At 62.3% G+C, this 19057-nt stretch carries 19 protein-coding genes and 1 pseudogene; 5 read left to right on the forward strand and 15 right to left on the reverse strand.

What is annotated here, in order from left to right; all coding sequences use genetic code 11:
• Window positions 1-79 precede the first annotated feature (79 nt).
• Window positions 80-1282 (forward strand): calcium-binding protein, encoded by a 1203-nt coding sequence (locus IVA93_RS23735; RefSeq protein WP_247370646.1) that lies wholly within the window; start codon window positions 80-82, stop codon window positions 1280-1282.
• Window positions 1283-1588: 306 nt separating this feature from the next.
• Here the strand turns inward: IVA93_RS23735 and IVA93_RS23740 are convergent, their stop codons facing one another.
• The 6 genes from IVA93_RS23740 to IVA93_RS23765 form a co-directional block, all read right to left on the reverse strand.
• The gene (locus tag IVA93_RS23740) at window positions 1589-3214 is read right to left on the reverse strand and encodes an FGGY-family carbohydrate kinase (RefSeq protein WP_247477446.1); all 1626 of its coding nucleotides are present in this window, start codon (window positions 3212-3214) and stop codon (window positions 1589-1591) included.
• Between the two features lie 24 nt (window positions 3215-3238).
• Complete coding sequence (locus tag IVA93_RS23745) at window positions 3239-3967, reverse strand: SDR family oxidoreductase (RefSeq protein WP_085350868.1); 729 nt, start codon at window positions 3965-3967, stop codon at window positions 3239-3241.
• Window positions 3968-3994: 27 nt separating this feature from the next.
• Entirely contained in the window at window positions 3995-5251 is a 1257-nt protein-coding gene (locus IVA93_RS23750; protein ID WP_247789246.1) for a sugar ABC transporter permease, read from the reverse strand.
• Window positions 5248-6072 carry an ATP-binding cassette domain-containing protein gene (locus IVA93_RS23755; protein WP_085350866.1) on the reverse strand — a complete coding sequence of 275 codons (825 nt, stop codon included), beginning with the start codon at window positions 6070-6072 and terminating at the stop codon, window positions 5248-5250. The genes IVA93_RS23750 and IVA93_RS23755 overlap by 4 nt, the downstream gene beginning before the upstream one ends.
• A 60-nt stretch (window positions 6073-6132) precedes the next feature.
• Window positions 6133-7206, reverse strand: coding sequence for an ABC transporter substrate-binding protein (locus tag IVA93_RS23760; protein ID WP_247370650.1), 1074 nt, complete (start codon window positions 7204-7206; stop codon window positions 6133-6135).
• A 206-nt stretch (window positions 7207-7412) separates the two neighbouring features.
• Window positions 7413-8300, reverse strand: a complete 888-nt coding sequence (locus tag IVA93_RS23765; RefSeq protein ID WP_085350864.1) for an AraC family transcriptional regulator — start codon at window positions 8298-8300, stop codon at window positions 7413-7415.
• Window positions 8301-8470: 170 nt separating this feature from the next.
• Here IVA93_RS23765 and IVA93_RS23770 point away from each other — a divergent pair.
• Window positions 8471-8638 (forward strand): annotated as a pseudogene (locus IVA93_RS23770) (acetyl-CoA C-acetyltransferase); the annotation flags it as partial.
• A gap of 24 nt (window positions 8639-8662) precedes the next feature.
• Here IVA93_RS23770 and IVA93_RS23775 read toward each other — a convergent pair.
• The 7 genes from IVA93_RS23775 to IVA93_RS23805 all read right to left on the reverse strand — a co-directional run bounded on the left by IVA93_RS23775 (window position 8663) and on the right by IVA93_RS23805 (window position 14689).
• Complete coding sequence (locus IVA93_RS23775) at window positions 8663-8881, reverse strand: YciI family protein (protein ID WP_247370652.1); 219 nt, start codon at window positions 8879-8881, stop codon at window positions 8663-8665.
• Between the two features lie 230 nt (window positions 8882-9111).
• The gene (locus tag IVA93_RS23780; RefSeq protein WP_018458778.1) at window positions 9112-10122 is read right to left on the reverse strand and encodes an NAD(P)H-dependent flavin oxidoreductase; all 1011 of its coding nucleotides are present in this window, start codon (window positions 10120-10122) and stop codon (window positions 9112-9114) included.
• Window positions 10123-10144: 22 nt separating this feature from the next.
• A complete protein-coding gene (locus tag IVA93_RS23785; RefSeq protein ID WP_085350862.1) occupies window positions 10145-11332 on the reverse strand; it encodes an acetyl-CoA C-acyltransferase in 1188 nt (395 codons plus the stop codon).
• Between the two features lie 14 nt (window positions 11333-11346).
• A complete protein-coding gene (locus IVA93_RS23790) occupies window positions 11347-12477 on the reverse strand; it encodes an acyl-CoA dehydrogenase family protein (RefSeq protein ID WP_247789247.1) in 1131 nt (376 codons plus the stop codon).
• A gap of 23 nt (window positions 12478-12500) precedes the next feature.
• The gene (locus IVA93_RS23795) at window positions 12501-13682 is read right to left on the reverse strand and encodes an acyl-CoA dehydrogenase family protein (RefSeq protein WP_018458775.1); all 1182 of its coding nucleotides are present in this window, start codon (window positions 13680-13682) and stop codon (window positions 12501-12503) included.
• Window positions 13683-13691: 9 nt separating this feature from the next.
• Window positions 13692-14429 (reverse strand): SDR family oxidoreductase, encoded by a 738-nt coding sequence (locus tag IVA93_RS23800; protein ID WP_085350861.1) that lies wholly within the window; start codon window positions 14427-14429, stop codon window positions 13692-13694.
• A gap of 14 nt (window positions 14430-14443) precedes the next feature.
• Window positions 14444-14689, reverse strand: coding sequence for a hypothetical protein (locus tag IVA93_RS23805; protein ID WP_143273138.1), 246 nt, complete (start codon window positions 14687-14689; stop codon window positions 14444-14446).
• A 229-nt stretch (window positions 14690-14918) separates the two neighbouring features.
• Here IVA93_RS23805 and IVA93_RS23810 point away from each other — a divergent pair, with 229 nt between their 5' ends.
• Both IVA93_RS23810 and IVA93_RS23815 read left to right on the forward strand, forming a co-directional pair.
• Window positions 14919-15662 carry an SDR family NAD(P)-dependent oxidoreductase gene (locus IVA93_RS23810; protein ID WP_026233658.1) on the forward strand — a complete coding sequence of 248 codons (744 nt, stop codon included), beginning with the start codon at window positions 14919-14921 and terminating at the stop codon, window positions 15660-15662.
• A gap of 1 nt (window position 15663) precedes the next feature.
• On the forward strand, window positions 15664-16341 hold the full coding sequence (locus IVA93_RS23815; RefSeq protein WP_085350860.1) for a glutathione S-transferase family protein: 678 nt from the start codon (window positions 15664-15666) through the stop codon (window positions 16339-16341).
• A 33-nt stretch (window positions 16342-16374) separates the two neighbouring features.
• Here the strand turns inward: IVA93_RS23815 and IVA93_RS23820 are convergent, their stop codons facing one another.
• Together IVA93_RS23820 and IVA93_RS23825 are read right to left on the reverse strand one after the other, a co-directional pair.
• A complete protein-coding gene (locus tag IVA93_RS23820; RefSeq protein ID WP_085350859.1) occupies window positions 16375-17574 on the reverse strand; it encodes a CaiB/BaiF CoA transferase family protein in 1200 nt (399 codons plus the stop codon).
• 99 nt (window positions 17575-17673) lie between these two features.
• A complete protein-coding gene (locus IVA93_RS23825; protein WP_085351026.1) occupies window positions 17674-18306 on the reverse strand; it encodes a 2-hydroxychromene-2-carboxylate isomerase in 633 nt (210 codons plus the stop codon).
• A 238-nt stretch (window positions 18307-18544) separates the two neighbouring features.
• On the opposite strand from IVA93_RS23825, the gene IVA93_RS23830 reads away from it, so the two are divergent.
• Window positions 18545-19057 carry a winged helix-turn-helix transcriptional regulator gene (locus IVA93_RS23830; protein ID WP_018458768.1) on the forward strand — a complete coding sequence of 171 codons (513 nt, stop codon included), beginning with the start codon at window positions 18545-18547 and terminating at the stop codon, window positions 19055-19057.

A 19057-nucleotide genomic window follows, 5' to 3' on the forward strand; every position in this document is an offset into this window, starting at 1 on the left:
TGAAGCGTGGTCACAGCACGTCGCGCAAGAGTTTTGCCGATGTCAGGCCCGCCTCCGACAATGAAATGGGAGTTACGCCATGCAGCATCTGCCGAACGACACCATCGACATCCTGCTCGACCAATTTGGCCAAATCGAAACCGTCATCGGAGATCCGAACTTTCCGACCACCACGGACGCCTGGGGCGGCAACGACACCGTGACCGCAACCATCACTCAGCCCGAAGCAGAGGTCACGATCTTTGGCGACGACAACACGACGCTGCATGGCCAGTCCCACGGCGGCAACGACACGCTCACGGTCAACGTCAACTACGGCTGGAACGCCGCCCTCGTGGTCGGCGATGCCCAGGCGATGACCGACGACGCCAAGGGCGGCAACGACACGATCGATACCCAAGACCACTCGATGTACACCAACGTGCATGCTTTCGGCGATGTCGCCGGCGACATGTCCGGCAATTCGCACGGCGGCAGTGACACCATCACGGGCGCTGTGGGCTGGCGAGGCTTCGACAATGTGTACGCCGGCGATGCCGGTGGCTCCATGAGCGGCACGGCGCAGGGCGGCAACGACACGCTCGACATCAGCTTGAACACCCGGGAGGGTTCAGCGAGAGCCAGCGGCGATGCCATCGGCTCCATCAGCGGCGATGCGCATGGCGGCAACGACAACATCATCTTGACCATGAGCGGCGAAAACGTCTGGGCCGGTGCGTCGCTGTCGGGAGATTCCTCCACGTCCCTGACCGACAACGCACAGGGTGGCGACGACATCCTCAAGGTCAAGATCAGCACCGAGTACACCGACGATGCGCGCGATCTGCTGTTCGGCGACGCTCCGACCATGTCCGGCAATGCCCATGGCGGCAACGATATCCTCACCGGCGGAGCGGCCACCGACTTTCTGTATGGCGATGCGAAGGTCTATGATCCCGCAACACCGGGCTCGATCACCGGCGGCAAGGATATGCTCAACGGGGGCGCCGGAAATGACCAGCTTTCGGGCGGCGGAAACAGCGACACCTTCGTCTTCAACACCGGGTCCGGCAACGACCTCATCACCGACTTCGATCAAGGAAACAAGGCGGCCTGCAGCACCGTGACCGAGCACGATCTGATCAACCTGCACGATTACGGCTTTACGGACTGGACGGCGCTGTCGAAGCTGATCAGCGACAATGCCGACGGCGATGCCGTGATTCATGTATCGGCGAGCGACACCATTACACTCGACGGTGTCCACGCCGCGAGCCTGCACCCGACCGACTTCCTCATCTGAGAAAAGCAGGCATCTCGCCCCGCCTACAGCGGGGCGAGACCCGGGTTCCTCCCCGCCCACAGGATCCCTTCAGCCGCCCCCTGACGCTGGCCACCCGCCTTTGGCCGCGACGAGCGAGTTGATGTCGTCGAACTTCTCCGTCAGGTCCGCGACCAGATGCGTCGTGCCGGGATGTAGCGGTCCTGCCTCATTGGCGGTCACCGTTCACGAACTTGCCCCATGGGCTATCCGAACCGCGGATAGTCTAGGATCGCGGCTCGGCCCGGGTCAGATGCCGTGCTTGGTGCCGGGTCCAGTTGGCAAGAGCTAAGAAGCTCTTCTAATTGCCCGGCCGACCTTCTGCAGAGCCTCGAAGGCTCCCATGCGCTGATCAACCCAGCCTGCCAAAGCGGCCTGGGGTTGATGGATGTCTCCCAAGACCGACATCGCCTGCATCGCCTCACTGAGGTCGGAATGGTCGCCCGAGGCAACTGATCCAAGCATCGCGGAGCCGAGCAGGACGGCCTCCGGAGAGGCTGGCGCAGCGACCGTCAAACCCGTCATATCGGCGAGGACCTGCCGCACGAGGCGGCTCTTTGCGGCACCGCCGCTGACCACGATCGTATCGACCGCAATGCCCTTGTCTTGCTGAGCGCGAACGATCTGCCGGGCCCCGCAGCCGAGGCCGCAAAGCCCTGCAAGATAAAGCGCGAGCAGACTCTCCAGATCCGAGCGCATATCAAGGCCCGCAATCAGTGCGCGCGCGCCGGGATCGGCGAACGGCGCTCGATTGCCGAGGAATTCGGGGACGACATGAAGCTGGCCGACCAAATCCGGGAGCATTTCGGCACCGCCGCGTGATTCGATTTCCGAGGCAAGCCAATCGGCAAGCGTCTGCTGCTTCTGGCCCGCAGCCTGTGTCGCTTGCGCGGAATTCGGATGCATCTGCAACAGATGCTCGATCGCAGCGCCGGCGGCCGACTGTCCGCCTTCATTGAGCCAAAGCCCAGGCACCATGGCGGAGAAATAAGGTCCCCAAACGCCAGGGACGAAGGATGGGTCCGGTGTGGTCGACATGGTGCGGGCGGACGTTCCGAATACATAGGCCATGCGCGTGAGCACCGTACCCGCCGCTCCGCGCGCCCCCACCGTACCAACCCCGCCGGCATGTGCATCGATGAGGCCGGCGGCGACCGGCGTACCCGTCGCGAGTCCGAGATCGGCCGCGGCCTTCGCCGTCAGGCCCGCTGCCAGCCTGGTCCCGCCGGGCACGATCTCGGTGCCGATCCTGCGGAACTGCTCATCCGGCAGCACGCCGAGGCCAATCCTGCGGAAGAATTGATCGTCCCAGCGGTCTTCGTGGCCCAGATAGGTCCACTTGCACGTCACGGTACAAATGGAGCGGGACAAACTCCCTGTTGCACGCCAAGTGAGAAAATCAGTCAAGTCCATAAACTGCCACGCATGGGAGAACGTCTCGGGCATGTTTTCGGCGAGCCACAACAGTTTCGGCGTCTCCATCTCGGGAGAGATCGTTCCGCCGACATAGTCGAGAACTTTCTCGCCCGACTGGTTGATACGGCGCGCCTGATCCGCAGCGCGGTGATCCATCCATACAACGACGTTACGAGCAGGATCGCCGGACGGCCCGACGGGCAGCGGCACACCCGCCTCGCCAAGCACCACCAGCGAGCAGGTCGCGTCAAAGCCGATGCCAGCGATACTGTCCGCCGCGATACCCGCCTGCACCACCGCGCTACGCACGCTGCGGCATACGGCACGCCAGATATCCTCGCTCGACTGCTCGACCACGTCGCCAGCCTCCCGCCAAAGTGCAACAGGGGCGCTGTCACTCGCCAGGAGCCTGCCGGAGCGGTCGAAGAGTCCGGCCCGTGCGCTGCCGGTGCCGACATCGATGCCAAGGAAATGGCGGTTATCGGGTTGCTTGTTCATCTCAGGATCGCCGATCGGAAGATGTTACAGATCGTTGCTCTGCGGCAGAATGACGAGGTCGCGGATGGTGACGTTTCTCGGGCGCGTCAACATGAAGAGCACTGCCTGCGCGACTTCCACGGGCTGCATCAAGCCACCGGCCGCCATTTCCTCCTCGATCTTCTCTTTGGGCCAATCCTTGATGAGCGCGGTCACGACTGGACCGGGCGCAACGGCGCCGACGCGCAAACCGTGTTTCGCGACCTGCCGGCGGAGAGTATGCACAAAAGCCTGCACGGCGTGCTTGGACGCGGTATAGATCGGTTCCCAGACGACAGGCACGAGACCTGCGATCGAACTGGTGACGATGATGTCGCCGCTCTTGCGCTCAACCATGTGCGGCAGCACCGCATGGATCGACCGGAACAGCGCATTGACGTTCAAATTGAGCATGCGGTCCCACGCGTCGGGATCGCCGCCAAGCACCTCGCCGCCGACATAGGCACCAGCATTCGCATGGAAGATGTCCAGTTGACCCGCTTTCTCCAGCACCTGCGGCATCATCTCTTCCATGCTCAGGGGATCGGTGAGGTCGATACGTAAAGGAATCGCCTGATCGCCCAGCGCAACGCAGGCGCTGCTCAGCGCCTCCTCCGCCCGATCGATCAGCACTACCCGCGCGCCGGCCCCGATCAATGTTCTAGCGCATTCGAGACCGATGCCCGATGCGGCGCCGGTGATCGCCGCGACTTTTTCTGCAAGTTCCTGGGCCAAGGCTTGTCCTTTTCCTATGAGAGTTGTTCAAGCTCGGCCGTGGGAAAGGCGCGAGCGCCGTGCCAGCGAATCGACGATGACTGCAATGGCAAGGACTGCGCCCGTAATCATGTACCGCAGCGACGAGGAGAGATCGAGCAGCGTGAGGCCGCTCGCGATGGACTGGATGACGATGACGCCGAGGAGCGCGGAATAGGCGCTCCCGCGGCCGCCAAACAGGCTCGTGCCACCGATGACCGCGGCGGCGATCGCGTTGAGGTTCACATCCCCGGTCCCGGCCTGCTGGCTGGAAGATGCCAGCCGCGCTGCGGCCAGAATGCCGCCGGCAGCGGCCAGCGTGGAGCACAACATGAATGCGGTCGAATAGACCCGGCGAACGTTGATGCCAGCCCGACGGGCCGCCTCGCGATTGCCGCCGACGGCAGATATCGAGCGGCCCCATTTGGTTCTCGTCAATGCGTAATTCATGATCACGCACAAGCCGACGAACAGACCAAACATCCAGGGAATGCCGCGCCCGAGATTGAGATAATAGACAACGAATTCGAGCACGATGGTGACCAGCAGCGCCTTCAGCACCATGCGGCCAAGCGAACTGGCCGATAGCCCCGCCGCCCGCCGGCGCGCGGCCGTTCGGTAGCCGGTCACGAACATAACCACGCTCGCGACCGCCGCCAGCACGTAGGATACGATCGACGGCATGACGAGCATCTGTCCGAAATTGACCAGCGTCGATCCATACGGAAGGTTGATCGAGCCGGAGGAGCCGAGCAGATACAGCTGCAGGCCGAGCCACGTCAGCAGGCCGGCCAGCGTCGAGACGAAGCTCGGCATACCCAGACGATTGAACAAAAATGCATAGAGCGCGCCGATGGCAGCGCCCAGCACCAACGCCGTGACGATCGCCACGGCGACCGGCCAATCCTGAGCGACCCAAAGCACGCCGACGAGCGCCGAAGAGAACCCGCTCACCGATCCGACCGACAGATCGATCTCGCCGACCATCAGGATACAGACGATGCCCAGCGAGATCACACCCACTGTCGCGCAATCGAAAAGCAAATTGACCAGATTGTTCGGCGCGAGAAAAACAGGGTTGAGAGTCTCGAACGCCGCGCAGATGACGATGAGCCCGACGACCACCGGCAGCGCTCCGAGATCACCCGACCGCACACGGTCCACAAAGGCGCCGATCATGTTTCCAAGCGTGTCCGCGTGCTTGACTCGTTCGTCACTGCGGTCGAGCAACCGCGCCGTCGAAACCTGTTGCGTGTCGTCGGTCATCGCCCAAGCTCCGGCGACTGAGGGGCGCGGCGCCGCCTGGCGCGGCGCGAGACAGAATTTTCGTCCGCTCCGGTAATCGCCGTAACGAGATCCTGATTGGACACGTCGGGATCGAACTCGCCGTTGTTGCGACCGAGGCGCAGCACCACGATCCGATCGGCAACCGCGCGGACGTCCTCCATGTTGTGACTGATCATGATGACGCCGAGACCGCGTGCGCGAACGCGTTCGACGAGGTCTAGCACCTCAGCGGTTTGGGCAACGCCGAGCGCCGCAGTCGGCTCGTCGAGCAGAATGAGTTTCGGCTCAGTCAGCAGCGAGCGCGCGATCGCCACGGTCTGGCGCTGTCCGCCGGAGAGCGACGCCACGGGCTCTCGCACGCTCGGGATCCGCGCTGACAGCTCGTTGAGCAAGGTCCAGGCGCGAAGCTCCATGGAGACCTCGTCGAGCCGCAGCGGGTTGAGCTCGCGGCCGAGGAAGATGTTTGCGACCACGTCGAGATTCTCGCAGAGGGCCAAATCCTGGAAAACGGTGGCGATGCCGAGGCCGAGTGCCATGGATGGGTCGGACAGGACAACATGTTCACCGCCGAACGTGATCGTTCCGGAGGTGGGTTGGTGCACGCCGGCAAGGATCTTCACCAGCGTGGATTTTCCTGCACCGTTATCACCCACAAGTGCCACGACTTCGCCGGCATGCACATCGAGATCAACATCGGTCAGGGCGGACACGGCGCCGAAATGCTTGGAAATTCCGCGAAGACTCAAGACCGGCTTGCGCGGTCCGCCCTGCGCGTCATCGGCATCCGAGATCGTGGTCATGTCCCAATTCGCCCTCTCATCCTTCGTCCCGGCCGCCGGAAGCGGCCGGGACCGACGTCGTCACTGCGTGATGCCAAGCTTCTTGCAACCCGCGGCATATCGGCCCGTGCAGAGCTGATCGGCCGTCTGGATCTTCTTATCGATAATCTCCGCCTTCAGGTTCTCCTGAGTGACGACGGCCGGCACGAACAACTTCGATGGCGCATTGAATAGCGTAGCTTCCGCCTTGGGCATCTCTCCGGAGAGGAATTTCACCGCCGCTTGCGCCGCAGCAGCTGCCACGATCTCACCGGGTTTGGAGATCGTGTTGTACTGATCGCCTGCGATGACGAGCTGAAGCGCGGCAATCGTCGCATCGTTGCCCGTCACCGGCGGCACCGGCTCGATACCTGCGGCCTTGAAGGCGGCAATTGCGCCACCGCCCGTGCCGTCATTGGCAGCTACGACGCCGAGGATCTTCTTGCCGAAGCGGGTGATCTGGCCACTCGCCCATTGCTGCGCCTTCGGCGGCGCCCAGTCCGGCGTGTCGTATTCGGCCAGAATTGGATAGCCGCTCTTATCAAGCCCCTCGTGGATCCCCTTCTTGATGAGTCCCGCAGCGGCATCGGTCGGCGATCCATTGATTTCGAGTACGCCTTCGCCCTCCTTCGCCGTCGCGTTGGCGGCCTTAAGATGCTTGACGAGCGATTCGGAGATAGCCTTGCCGATGGCTTGATTGTCGAAGGACACGTAAAAATCGACCTTGGCGTCGGGGACCGGCCGGTCATAGGCAATGACCTTGATGCCTTGCGATTGTGCCATCTTGACCAGGGATGCCGCGGCAGTGGAGTCGACGGGGTCGAGCACGATTACCTTGACGCCCTGCGAAATCACCGAGTTGAATTGCTGTTGCTGCCGCGCGGCATCCGCGCTGGCGTTCTGGTAGATCACCTTGCAACTGTCGCACAGCTTCTTCATCTCTGCGACGAAACCCGGATAATCATGTTGTTCATAGCGGGTGGAGGCCTGGTCCGGCATCAGGAAGGCGACGGTCGCGTTCTTCACCTCTGCGGCCCGCGAAGAAATGGCTGTTGTGCCGAGCAGCGAGAGGGCTATGCCAATTGTGCCCGCATATTTAGCAGAGAACTTTCTCATTTCAGATTTCCTTTCCAGACTGGGTGTCAGGGTGTCGTCGTTGATCCTTCGAAGTCAGGCCCTCGCTGCTTCCGTTTCCGACGGCACGATGAGCGCCGGTGCTCGGAGCCGCGCAGAATTCTGGTCGAACGATTGCTGTCGCGGACCGCCGTCGGCGTGTCCGCGTCATTCTTCCGTAACGATCCTCCTTCTTTGCTCCTATGCGGCTAGGCCGCGTGCGCCGCATCGATGTTGTGCGCCAACAATCGTCTGAAGCGCGAAGGGGGCATGCCTTTCTCGGCCAGGAACTGCCGGTTAAAATTGGAGAGATTGTTGAAGCCGACCTCGAAGCAGATGTCGGTGATGGAAGCCTGCTCGTTGCTCATCAATATCTGACAAGCGAGATTGATACGCAGCCGCTTAACGTATTGCACCAATGACATGCCCGTGTGCCGGCGGAACGAGCGCGAAAATGCGCTTTGCGATTGACCGGCGATCGCAGCAAGCTCCGCTTCGCCGAAAGGTTGCGTCAGATTCTTCCGGATGAATGCGAGTGCCTTGTTCATTCCCGCCGACATGTAGCCAGACGGATCGGGCAGATAGTTTGGGCTGGACAGCGGACGCGCCTGTCGGGCGGCGCGACAGAGTATCCCCAAGATCATCAAGAACAGCTCGATCCGGCGCACGCCGTTCGCCGCGACGATCTCCTCCATGAGTGGGACGAGCGCATCGCTCGTGCTGCGGGTGAACAGCGCACCACGCCGGGAAAAATCCAGCAGTGCGGCAAGGCCCGAAAGCTCAGGCATGACCTTCATAAGGTCGCCGATGAATTCTTCGCTGAATTGAAGGATGCGTCCGCGTAGCGGGATGGCGCACTCTGCCGGCAGATCGCTCACCCAATTGTGCGGCAAATTGGGGCCGGTGAGCACGAGATTACCTGGTTCGAAGTCGCCGATGAAGTCACCGACGAAATAGCGTCCGCTGGTGGCCACGACCTGATGGAGCTCGTACTCGGGATGGAAATGCCAGCGGACGGTGTGGAATGGGTAGCCGTGCGACCACGCCTTGAATGACTCGCCGCGCCGTATCTGGACAACTTCCAGGTCCGGTTCCATGTCCGCTCCCTTCAGGCCGGTGCGGCTTGTAATGATCCGCCTCCGCTCCCTTATCGGCTGATTGGTTCAGCGCTTCCTCTCGTTGGCAGAGTAGCGACCAGTACCTAGGCACGCCACCACCATTTCAGATGTGAACTGATACTTTTTTGACGTGCAGCACGCCGTCCGGCCAAGTTCCCGGATTGAAGGCAGCGTTCCGCACCAACGGCACTATTACGCCGGCCGCCTCCCCCGCCAATGCCGACGGCGCCGCGGCTCCCATCCTTGCAAAACGCTGTCTCGCCGATCGCGATGGCCTACCCGTGCTGGCACAGATCAAAGGTCATGCCACCCACGCTGCCAAATTGGTCCAGGGGAGGATCTCAGCCGCGCGCCTTCAAATGCATCATCGGGTAATGCTCATAGTGGCCGGCGCCGTTCTTCACGACAGGATCTTCCGAGGTGACCGCCTCGATGTCGAGATCGTCCGGGATCTGATAGAGCGACACGCCATAACCGCCACGCGGGTCCGTGACGGGACCGTGCGCGACGATCTGCCCCTTTGCGAGCAGATCATCCAGGAACGCACCGTGCTGCTTCATCCATTGTTCTCAGCGGCGCTCATGGTCGCCAGGAAATCCGCCCGGGGCGGAATGTACTTGCAGAGATAGTACTTCATTGGCCGCTCCTCGGTGAAAACGACATTTCAGCTTGCTTGTCGGCCTGGCCCGCCCCCCCCAACTTGAGAGATCAATCGGTCACGCCGATCCGCTGCTCAATGCGATCAGCGAGCATTGATCTCGGCACTGAAGCGCTCGCATGCAAACCTTTGTCAAGCAACGGCGCGCGTGGCCAGATCGGCGACAGTACCGTCAAGAAATCCAGTCAGCCGCTGCCGGATGATCTGCTCGGCTTCCCTCATGATGCGGTCGATCAGCTCCTTCACCGTCGGGATATCGTGGATCAGTCCGACCACCATGCCGCAGCTCCAAGCACCGGCATCCATGTCACCATCGACCATCACCCTGGGGTAGACACCCGCGACCTGCTCATGGATGTCCTCGATCTTGAGGCTCGCCCCCTTCTCGCGCTCGACCTCGAGCAATTGATCGACACCCTTGTTCTTCAGCACGCGCTCGGTGTTACGCAGCGCGCGCATGACCAGCACGGTATCGAGTTCGGTGGCTTTGACGAGGGCCTGCTTGACGTTGGCGTGGACGGGAGCTTCCCTGGTTGCGACGAAGCGGGTACCCATGTTCATGCCGGCGGCGCCCATCGACAGCGCAGCAACGAGGCTGCGCGCATCCGCCATGCCACCCGAGGCCACGAACGGAATCTTCAGTTCATCCGCCGCGCGCGGCAGCAGGATCATGTTCGGGATATCGTCCTCGCCGGGATGGCCGCCGCATTCGAAGCCGTCGACGCTGACGGCGTCGCATCCGATCTTCTCGGCTTTCAGCGAATGCCGCACCGAAGTGCATTTGTGGATCACCTTGATGCCGGCAGCCTTCAGCGCGGGCATGTACGCTTCCGGGCTGCGGCCGGCGGTCTCCACCGCCTTGACGCCACCTTCCTTGATGGCGGCGATATATTCCGGATAAGGCGGTGCAGTGAAGCTCGGCAGGAAGGTCAGGTTCACACCGAACGGCTTGTCGGTCATGTCGCGACAGCGCGCGATTTCCTTCGCCAGCAGCTCCGGCGTCCGCTGGGTCAGGCCGGTGATGATGCCGAGACCGCCGGCATTCGAGACCGCGGCGGCAAGCTCGGCAAAGCCGACATAATGCATGCCGCCCTGGATGATCGGATGCTGGATGCCGAACAGTTCAGTGATTGCTGTCTTCACGTGCGCTTTCTCCGCTTTCCGATCAGTTGACGAGTTCAAATAGGCCGGCCGCGCCCATGCCGCCGCCGATGCACATGGTCACCACGCCGTACTTCGCCTTGCGCCGCCGCCCCTCGATCAGGATATGGCCCGCAAGCCGGCTGCCCGTCATGCCGTAGGGATGGCCGATCGCGATCGAGCCGCCATTGACGTTCAGCTTGTCCGGATCGATGCCGAGCTTGTCGCGGCAGTAGATCACCTGGACAGCATAGGCTTCGTTCAGCTCCCAAAGATCGATGTCATCGATCCTCAGGCCGTGGCGCTTGAGAAGGCGCGGGATCGCCGCGACCGGACCGATGCCCATTTCGTCCGGCTCGACTCCGGCGGCGACGAAGCCGCGGAAGATGCCGAGCGGCTTAAGGCCCTTCTTGGCGGCGGTCTTGTCGCTCATGAGCACGCAGGCCGATGCTCCGTCGGAGAGCTGGCTGGCATTGCCGGCCGTGATGGTCTTGCCTTCGAATACCGGCTTGATCTTCGCCAGTCCTTCCGCCGTGGTCTCGGGGCGCGGCCCTTCGTCCTTCGACAGCGTCACCTGCTGATAGGAGACCTCCCTGGTGTCCTTGTTGACGACGGCCATCGTCGTTGTGATCGGGACGATCTCGTCATTGAAGCGACCGGCCTGCATCGCGGCACCAATGCGGCGCTGACATTCGAGGCTGTATTCGTCCTGCCGGTCGCGACCGATCTTGTAGCGCTCGGCGACAATCTCGGCAGTGTCGAGCATCGACATGTACATCTCGGGCTTCATCGCCATCAGCTCGTCGTCGACGGCGTGGAACCTGTTCATGTGGTCGTTCTGCACCAGGCTGATCGATTCGATGCCGCCTCCGATCGCGATCTCGACGCCATCCAGCATGATCGAGCGGGCCGCGACCGCGATCGCCTGCAGGCCGGAGGCGCACTGCCGATCGATCGTGGTGCCGGCGACGGTGACCGGCAGGCCGGCACGAACCGCCCCCTTGCGTGCGACGTTCATCACCATGGTGCCCTGCTGCATCGCGCAACCCATCACCACGTCTTCGACCTCGTCCGGCTCAACGCCCGCGCGCCTCACCGCTTCGGCCATCACATGGCCAGCCATGGTCGGCCCCTCGGTGTTGTTCAGCGCACCGCGATAGGCCTTGCCGACGCCGGTGCGGGCGGTGGAAACGATAACTGCCTCTGTCGTCATGGCTGCCTCTTTGGTTACGCTGCCGCGTCGAGCTGCACATAACGCAGCAAGTGGTGAGCGGGATCGCCGAACTGGATATTGATCGAGGAGATTCGCTTAAAGTAGTGACCGACGTTCAATTCGTCGGTCATGCCCATGCCGCCGTGGAGCTGCACCGCCTGGTCGGCGATGAACTTGCCGGCATAGCCGACCCTCGACTTGGCGCCGGAGGCGAGGCGCGAGATGCCACTTTCGCCGGCACCGAGGCTGAGACTGAGATGCTGCATCAGGGAAAGCGCCTCCTGATGCGCGATGAACATGTCGACCATCCGGTGCTGCAACACCTGGAAGCTGCCGATGGTGACGCCGAACTGCTTTCGGGCCTTGGCGTATTCCAGCGTCGCAGAGTTCAGTTCGGCCATCGCGCCGACCGCCTCGGCGCAGAGCGCGCCGATGGCCCTGTCGCGGCAGCCTTCCAGCAGGGCGACGCCTTCGCCCTCGCTGCCGAGCAACTCGCCGCGCACATCGCGGAAAGTGATCTCCGCGGCACGGCGGCCGTCGATGGTCTTGAAGCTCCGCAATTCGAGATTCGCCGCCCGGGCGTCGACGACGAACAGGCTGACGCCGCCACAATCGTCGCGCTTGCCGGCAGTCCGGGCGGAGACGATGAGATAATCGGCCCAAGGCGCCGCTATGACGGCGGTCTTCTCACCACTAAGCGTGTAGTCCTTTCCCTCTCGCCGCGCCGTGGCCGCGACATTGGCGAGATCGAAGCGCGAGTTTTTTTCGGTCCAGGCCAGCGCCCAGATCTTGTGTCCGGCGATGATATCGGGAATGAAGGTCTGCTTCTGCTCTTTCGTCCCTGCCTGCTCGATCAAGCCGCCGACCAGCACGACCGTCTCCACGTACGGCTCCACGACAAGGTGGCGGCCGAACTCCTGGGCAACGATCATAGTAGAGAGCGGGCCGCCACCAAGTCCGCCGCTCTCCTCGGAGAATGGCGCGGCGAGCAGGCCGAGCTCCGCAAAAGCGCCCCACTGCTTGCGGCTCCAGCCCTCTTCGCTGGCCACGATCTTGCGGCGCGCCTCGAAGCTGTATTGGTCGCGTAGCATACGCTGTACGCTGGAACGCAACAGTTCCTGCTCTTCCGTGAACTGGATATCCATCCGATCCTCTTGTTGCGCTGTTGCTAGAGACCGAGCACCGCTTTGGCGATGATGTTGCGCTGGATCTCGTTTGATCCACCGTAGATGCTGAGCTTGCGCGCGTTCAGGTATTTCTCCGACGCTGTGTGGCCGTAATCGGCACCCGGCATGAACTGGTTTGCGCCCGACGGTTGCTCGCGAAGCGCCAGGCCATAGTTGCCGATGGCACGATGTGTGAGCTCGGTAATGCCCTGGAAGATCTCGGTGCCGCGGATCTTGAACAGCGAGGCCGCGGGCCCCGGATCGATGCCGCGCGCCATCTGGGCAACGACCCGCAGCTCGGTGGCCTCGAGCGCGAGCACATCGAGCTCGAGCCGGCCGATCTCCTTGCGAAATTCGAGATGCGCCGGATCGTCCGCTGCGATCTCCGCTTTCACGATCTTCTTCAACCGGTCGAGGTAGCGCGTCGACCGGCCGATCCCGGCCATGCTGGTGCGCTCGTTGCCCAGCAGGAATTTTGCGTAGGTCCAGCCCTTGTTCTCCTCGCCGATCAGGTTCTCGACGGGAACGCGGACATCCTCGAGGAAGACGTCATTGACCTCGTGCGAACCGTCGATCGTGATGATCGGACGCACGGTCACGCCTGGCGACTTCATGTCGATCAGGAGGAACGAGATGCCCGCCTGAGGCTTGGCGCTCGAATCAGTACGCACCAGGCAGAAGATCCAGTCGGCGTGCTGCGCCAACGTTGTCCAGGTCTTGTGACCGTTGACGATGTAATGGTCGCCGTCGCGCACAGCCTTGGTCCGGACGGTGGCGAGGTCTGAGCCTGAGCCCGGCTCGGAATAGCCTTGGCACCACCAGTCTTCACCCGACAGTATCCGCGGCAAGAACTTCTGCTTCTGGGCATCATTGCCGAAGGTGTAAATGACCGGACCAACCATGGTGACGCTGAACGCCAACGGCGGCAGCGTCCCGGCCCGGCTGGTCTCCTGCTCGAAGATGAAACGCCGGGTGATCGACCAGCCGGGGCCGCCAAATTCCTTGGGCCAAAGCGGCGCGATCCAGCCCTTCTCGTAGAGAATTTGGTGCCAGAGCAACGATTGCTCTTTGGTCAGGTCGGTCTCCGGATTAGGGACCCGCATTTCCTTCGGATAGTTTTCGGCGATGAAAGCGCGCACCTCATCACGGAAGGCCGCATCTTCGGGAGACAGTGCGAGTTCCATCTGCGCTTCCTACCACTTCTCACCGAAGGGGCGGATTTCCAGCTCAAAGGTCCAGGCGCTCTTCGGCTGCTGATACAGCTGCCAATAGGACGCCGCGACCGAGGCCGGCGGCATCAGCAGATCCGGATCGTCGAGCGCATTAGGCCCGAGCGCTTCCAGGCGCCGCTGGCGGACCCATTCGGTGTCGACGCCGGAATCGATAACGAGGTGCGCGACGTGGATATTCTTCGGGCCGAGCTCTCGCGCCATCGCCTGCGCCACAGCGCGCAGCCCGAATTTGGCACTGGCAAAGGCGGCATAGCCGCTGCCGCCGCGTAAGGACGCGGTCGCGCCGGTGAAAAAAATGTTGCCTTGCCCGCGGGGCAGCATCAGCCGGGCCGCCTCGCGGCCGGCGAGGAAGCCGGAGTAGCAAGCCATCTCCCAGACCTTGCGAAACACGCGCTCGGTCGTGTCGAGGATCGGGAAGTTGACGTTGGCACCGATGTTGAAGATGCAGACATCCAGAGGCGCGTGCTTGTCGGCGTCGCTCAGGAAGGAGACGATCTCCTCCTCCTTGCGCGCGTCGAGCGAACGTGCGTGGATCTCGCCGCCGGCGGCCTCGATCTCCTTGACCAGCGGCGCTAGCTTGTCGCCGTTGCGGCGACCCGCGAAGACAGTAAAGCCCTCGGAGGCAAATTTCTTGGCGATCTCGCCGCCGATGAAATCGCCCGCGCCGATCACGGCGACGGTTGCATTTCTCTTTTTCAAGGAACTTCTCCCAGTTAGGTTAGGCGCGCTGTGTGCGAAGCTGTTCTATCGGCCCTGGTGGACCACGTTTTTTGAGCGAGACCAGAACGATCGGGATCCGCCATCGCGCCGATCGAGGCTACCATGGTCGTGGCGCAGTCCTCGATCGGCCCGATCTGGTCCACCGCTTTGGCAAGATGGCGATCTGTCGATTGGTCGATGCGGCCAGCAAACCGAAAAGCGGTTTGATCGAGACCGAGTGCTTGCGACAGCTTCGCCACGACTAACCGCCTCCCGACTGAAAAACATCGGCGCCTTTTTCAGCATTGCGCCTCGAAGTGAAACATGCGTTCTTTTTTAGAACTCGTCAATCGCTATTTTGTTGTCACGATCGGATCAGAAAACGGCAAGCTTACTGCCCTATTCCAGCGCTCTTGAGAACACCGTTTACAACCGGACTTCCAACCGATACCCCTAGCGTATCAAATAAGAACTTATTGGAGAGGCAGCATGGGAGAAAGTCGCGGGGTCGCGATGCTGGTCGGCGCGGGTGATGCCATCGGCGCTGCCGTTGCGCGGCGGTTTGCCAGCGGCGGCTACACTATTTGCATCTGCAGACGCGATCCGACCAAATCTCAGGCGCTTGTCGACGAGCTCAGGGCGAAAGGCCACAACATCCACGCCTTCAGCGTCGACGCCCGTCAGGAAGCAGAAGTCCAGAAGCTATTCGCGGGCGTCGAGCGCGACATCGGTCCGATCGAGATCTGCCTGTTCAATGCAGGTTCGAACGTCAACAAGCCCCTGCTGGAGACTACCGAAAAGCTCTTCTTCAAGGCCTGGGAGCTGGCCTGTTACGCCGGCTTCCTGGTCGGACGCGAAGCCGCGCGCGTCATGCTGCCGCGCCGATGCGGCACCATTCTTTTTACCGGTGCGACCGCAAGCATCCGGGGCAGCAAGGGATTTGTCGCGTTCTCGTCGGCAAAATTCGGCCTTCGCGCGCTGGCCCAGGCGATGGCGCGCGAGCTCGGGCCGAAGAACATTCACGTCGTCCATCTCATCATCGACGCTGGCGTCGATAGCGAGGCTATTCATCAGCGCATGAAAGCGGCCAGGGGGATCGAGGCCAGTGAGATCCCGCCCGACAGCCTGACCAAGACCTCCTCAATTGCCGAAGCGTATTGGTTTGCCCATCAGCAAAGCCGCGACGGCTGGACCCATGAACTCGATCTTCGCCCCGCCGTAGAGAAATGGTGACATGAGCGACAATCCAGACCTCACTTTGTGGGGCGTCGGGACAAGCCGCACCGTTCGGCCGCACTGGGCGATGCACGAGCTGGGGCTGGCCTACGAGATCAAACCGATCGGCCCACGGACCGGCGAGACCAAGACCGCCGAATATACCAGGCTCAATCCGCGCCAGAAGATTCCGCTGCTGCAGGACGGTGATTTCCGCATCGGCGAGAGCGCCGCGATCGTCGCTTATCTGTCGCGGATGTACTCGACGCCGGAGCGTGCCTTGATTCCGGAAGCCACCCGCGACTATGCCGCGTGGCTGGAATGGTGCTTCTTTATCGTCACCGAGCTCGACTCCACCAGCCTGTACGTGATGCGCCGTCACAGCGCCGATGCGCTCGGCCCGATCTACGGCGTCGCGCCGGAGGTCGTAGCTCAAGCCGCAGAATACTTTCGGGCGCAGCTGCGCCATGTCGAGGTCGCGCTGGCCGACGGCCGACATTTTATCATGGGCGAGCGATTCAGCAGCGCCGACATCCTGCTGACGACGTGCCTGGACTGGGCGATCGCCTACGGGGTAGGCATCTGCGACAATGCGCAGCCCTATCTCGAGCGCATGCGAAGCCGGGAGGCTTACCAGCGAGCGGTTGCCGCGAATGCTCCGCGCGCACCAATTAAACCGACGCCTGCCAAGGCCTGAGAACCGTTCGCCGGACGCGCGAAGTGCATCGACCTACATGGCCACGCGTAACGTGCGTGCAGCGACCATATCGTCGATGGCGCCATCATCGTAGCCCAGTTCGCGCAGCACCTCGCGCGAGTGCTCCCCGACGCGCGGGGCCGGTCCGCCGATGGCAGCCTGGTTGACCTCGAAGCGAGCCGCGGGCTTGGGCTGGCGCACACGGCCGACCTTCGGTTGGTCGAACTCCGCGATGATTCCGCGCGCCACGACCTGCTCATTGTGGATGATCTCGCCGCGCCGCAGGATCGGCGCGCAAGGGACATCCGCAGCGTCCAACCGCTCCAGCCATTCGGCGGTCGTGTGCCGGCCGATATACTCCGCCATCTTGTTGATGCGCGCCGTGGCGTTCACCGAACGCGCGGACGGGGTCGCAAACCGGGCATCGTTGGCGAGTTCGGGATCGCCGGACGCGCGGCAGAAGCCCTGCCATTCGGAATCTGAGATGGTGCCGGCCGTGATGTAACCATCGCTGGTCTTGAACACGAGATCCGGGCGGTCGTTGGGATCGGCGGCAGCGGCCTCGGCTCCGACCACCGTGTACTGCATCATGCCTTCCGGCCAGAGGTAGGAAATCATCGCGTCCAGCATCGCGACCTGGATATGATCCCCCTGCCCCGTCTTCTCACGCGCGTAGAGCGCCGCCGCCACCGCCTGCGCGGTGAACACGGCGGTGGTCTTGTCGCACACGATGGTGCGGATCATCTGCGGGCGATTGGTGACCGGCTGCGACTGGATATCGGCAAAGCCCGACAGGCCCTGAATGATTGGATCGTAGACGCGCTTCTTCACATAGGGCCCGGTGTCGCCGACGCCGCTGATCGAGACATAGATCAAGCGCGGATGACGCCGGCGCAGTTCTTCGACGCCGAGGCCGAGGCGCTCCATGGTGCCGGGCCGGAAGTTCTGCACCAGAACATCGGCCTGCGCGACCAGCTTGGCCAGCACCTCGTGCCCGGCGGGGCTCTTGACGTCGATCGAGAGCGAACGCTTGCCGCGGTTGGACGAGATGAACAGCGCGGAGAACTCGCCGTCCTTGTCGATGGTGGCCCGGCTGCGACGGGTGATATCGCCACCGATCGGCTCGATCTTGAGCACGTCGGCGCCCTGGTCCGCCAGAAACATGGTCGCAAACGGGCCCGACACCACGCCGGTCAGATCGAGGACACGAACGCCGCTAAGCGGACCAGCCATTTCACTCTCCCTGGATTGTTTTTCTGCCGACGGGCCGAGGATAAACTCCGGCTTACCGTCAGCCCTTCGCCTCAACCCGCACGGACCGCAAGTCGGTAACTAGCCGGTCTTGGAAACGGGCTGCCGGGTCTGTTCGACGATCGATTCCTCGACGTCCCGGAGTTGATCCTTGCCGAAAAACATCTCCTTACCGACGAAGAATGTCGGCGAGCCGAAGGCACCGCGGGCGACGGCGTCATTGGTCAGGTCAATCAGCTTCTTTTTGACGTCATCCTGCTGCGCGCGCGTAACCAGCCTGTCGATGTCGATCCCCGAGGAGGCAAATGCGGTCCGGAACACTTCGGGATCATCCATCTTCTTGGGCTCCTCCCACATGTGATGATAGGCGGCGCGGAAATAGGGTTCGAATACGCCTTCGAACTGGGCCGCGACGGCGCCGCGCATCAGCATCAAAGTGTTGACTGGAAAGAAGGTATTCTGACGAAATTTCGTGATGTTGTGGCGGCGGATAAACCGCTGGGTCTCGAGCGCCTGGTATTCCGGCTTGTTCTTGATCCCGCGAAGCGAGTCGAACGGGGACATGTTGCCGGTCGCCTTGTAGATCCCGCCGAGCAGGACCGGGACGTACTCGAATTTTACCGCGGTCCGCCGCTCGATCCCGGGGATGGCGACCTCCGCCAGATACGCGTTCGGGCTGCCGAAATCGAACTGGAATTCAACCTTGAGGGTCATGACCGCTTTCTCCCGCAGAGCGTATTGGATGGTCAGGGACCGGCGATCCAATCGCATGGCTTGCCTGTTCTCATCTTTATAGTTCTAAAAACGAACTGTCAAATTCGGCTAGATTTATGCTGGTTTGACCGATTCATCGGGTATTGTTTGGAATTCAGTACCTATCTAGAATGAAGGCAAACGTGGCGGCCTCGGCAGCGATTCGAGCGGGTCTCGCTGGGATGATTGGAGAATACGGATGAAGTGGAAAGAACTGGAGGAAGAGCCGTGTTCGATGGCCCGAACCATCGGCGTGATCGGTGACCGCTGGACCCTTCTGATCCTGCGCGAATGTTTTCTGCGCACGCGGCGCTTCGAAGGATTCCAGTCGGCGCTTGGAATTACACGCCATCTGCTTGCGGAACGCCTGAAGAAGCTGGTCCGGCAGGGCATTCTGCGCCGCATTCCCTACCAGGAGGCGCCAAAGCGGCACGAATATATCCTGACCCAGAAGGGTCTCGATCTTTATCCGATCATGATGGCGCTCGTGCATTGGGGCGACACTCACATGGTCGACGAGCGCGGCCGGCCGCTGCTGCACCAGCACCGCAAGTGCGGAAAGGACTTCGACCCGGTCATGGTGTGCTCTGAATGCGGCGAGCCGCTCTCGGCCAAGGAGGTTCATACCCATCCAGGCCCCGGCGCCCAAAGCCCGCTGACGACAGCCGCACCTGACAAGCCGAAGGCAAAGGCGCGCCGCAGCGCCGCTTGA

It is taken from the genome of Bradyrhizobium sp. 155 (genome assembly GCF_023101105.1).
Taxonomy (GTDB): domain Bacteria; phylum Pseudomonadota; class Alphaproteobacteria; order Rhizobiales; family Xanthobacteraceae; genus Bradyrhizobium; species Bradyrhizobium canariense_D.

Excerpts from the sequence above, each read along its gene's own strand:
- IVA93_RS23735 (WP_247370646.1), top strand. The coding sequence starts at position 80 with ATGCAGCATCTGCCGAACGACACCATCGACATCCTGCTCGACCAATTT.
- IVA93_RS23740 (WP_247477446.1), bottom strand. The coding sequence starts at position 3,214 with ATGAACAAGCAACCCGATAACCGCCATTTCCTTGGCATCGATGTCGGC.
- IVA93_RS23750 (WP_247789246.1), bottom strand. The coding sequence starts at position 5,251 with ATGACCGACGACACGCAACAGGTTTCGACGGCGCGGTTGCTCGACCGC.
- IVA93_RS23755 (WP_085350866.1), bottom strand. The coding sequence starts at position 6,072 with ATGACCACGATCTCGGATGCCGATGACGCGCAGGGCGGACCGCGCAAG.
- IVA93_RS23760 (WP_247370650.1), bottom strand. The coding sequence starts at position 7,206 with ATGAGAAAGTTCTCTGCTAAATATGCGGGCACAATTGGCATAGCCCTC.
- IVA93_RS23765 (WP_085350864.1), bottom strand. The coding sequence starts at position 8,300 with ATGGAACCGGACCTGGAAGTTGTCCAGATACGGCGCGGCGAGTCATTC.
- IVA93_RS23775 (WP_247370652.1), bottom strand. The coding sequence starts at position 8,881 with ATGAAGCAGCACGGTGCGTTCCTGGATGATCTGCTCGCAAAGGGGCAG.
- IVA93_RS23785 (WP_085350862.1), bottom strand. The coding sequence starts at position 11,332 with ATGACGACAGAGGCAGTTATCGTTTCCACCGCCCGCACCGGCGTCGGC.
- IVA93_RS23790 (WP_247789247.1), bottom strand. The coding sequence starts at position 12,477 with ATGGATATCCAGTTCACGGAAGAGCAGGAACTGTTGCGTTCCAGCGTA.
- IVA93_RS23795 (WP_018458775.1), bottom strand. The coding sequence starts at position 13,682 with ATGGAACTCGCACTGTCTCCCGAAGATGCGGCCTTCCGTGATGAGGTG.
- IVA93_RS23810 (WP_026233658.1), top strand. The coding sequence starts at position 14,919 with ATGGGAGAAAGTCGCGGGGTCGCGATGCTGGTCGGCGCGGGTGATGCC.
- IVA93_RS23815 (WP_085350860.1), top strand. The coding sequence starts at position 15,664 with ATGAGCGACAATCCAGACCTCACTTTGTGGGGCGTCGGGACAAGCCGC.
- IVA93_RS23820 (WP_085350859.1), bottom strand. The coding sequence starts at position 17,574 with ATGGCTGGTCCGCTTAGCGGCGTTCGTGTCCTCGATCTGACCGGCGTG.
- IVA93_RS23825 (WP_085351026.1), bottom strand. The coding sequence starts at position 18,306 with ATGACCCTCAAGGTTGAATTCCAGTTCGATTTCGGCAGCCCGAACGCG.
- IVA93_RS23830 (WP_018458768.1), top strand. The coding sequence starts at position 18,545 with ATGAAGTGGAAAGAACTGGAGGAAGAGCCGTGTTCGATGGCCCGAACC.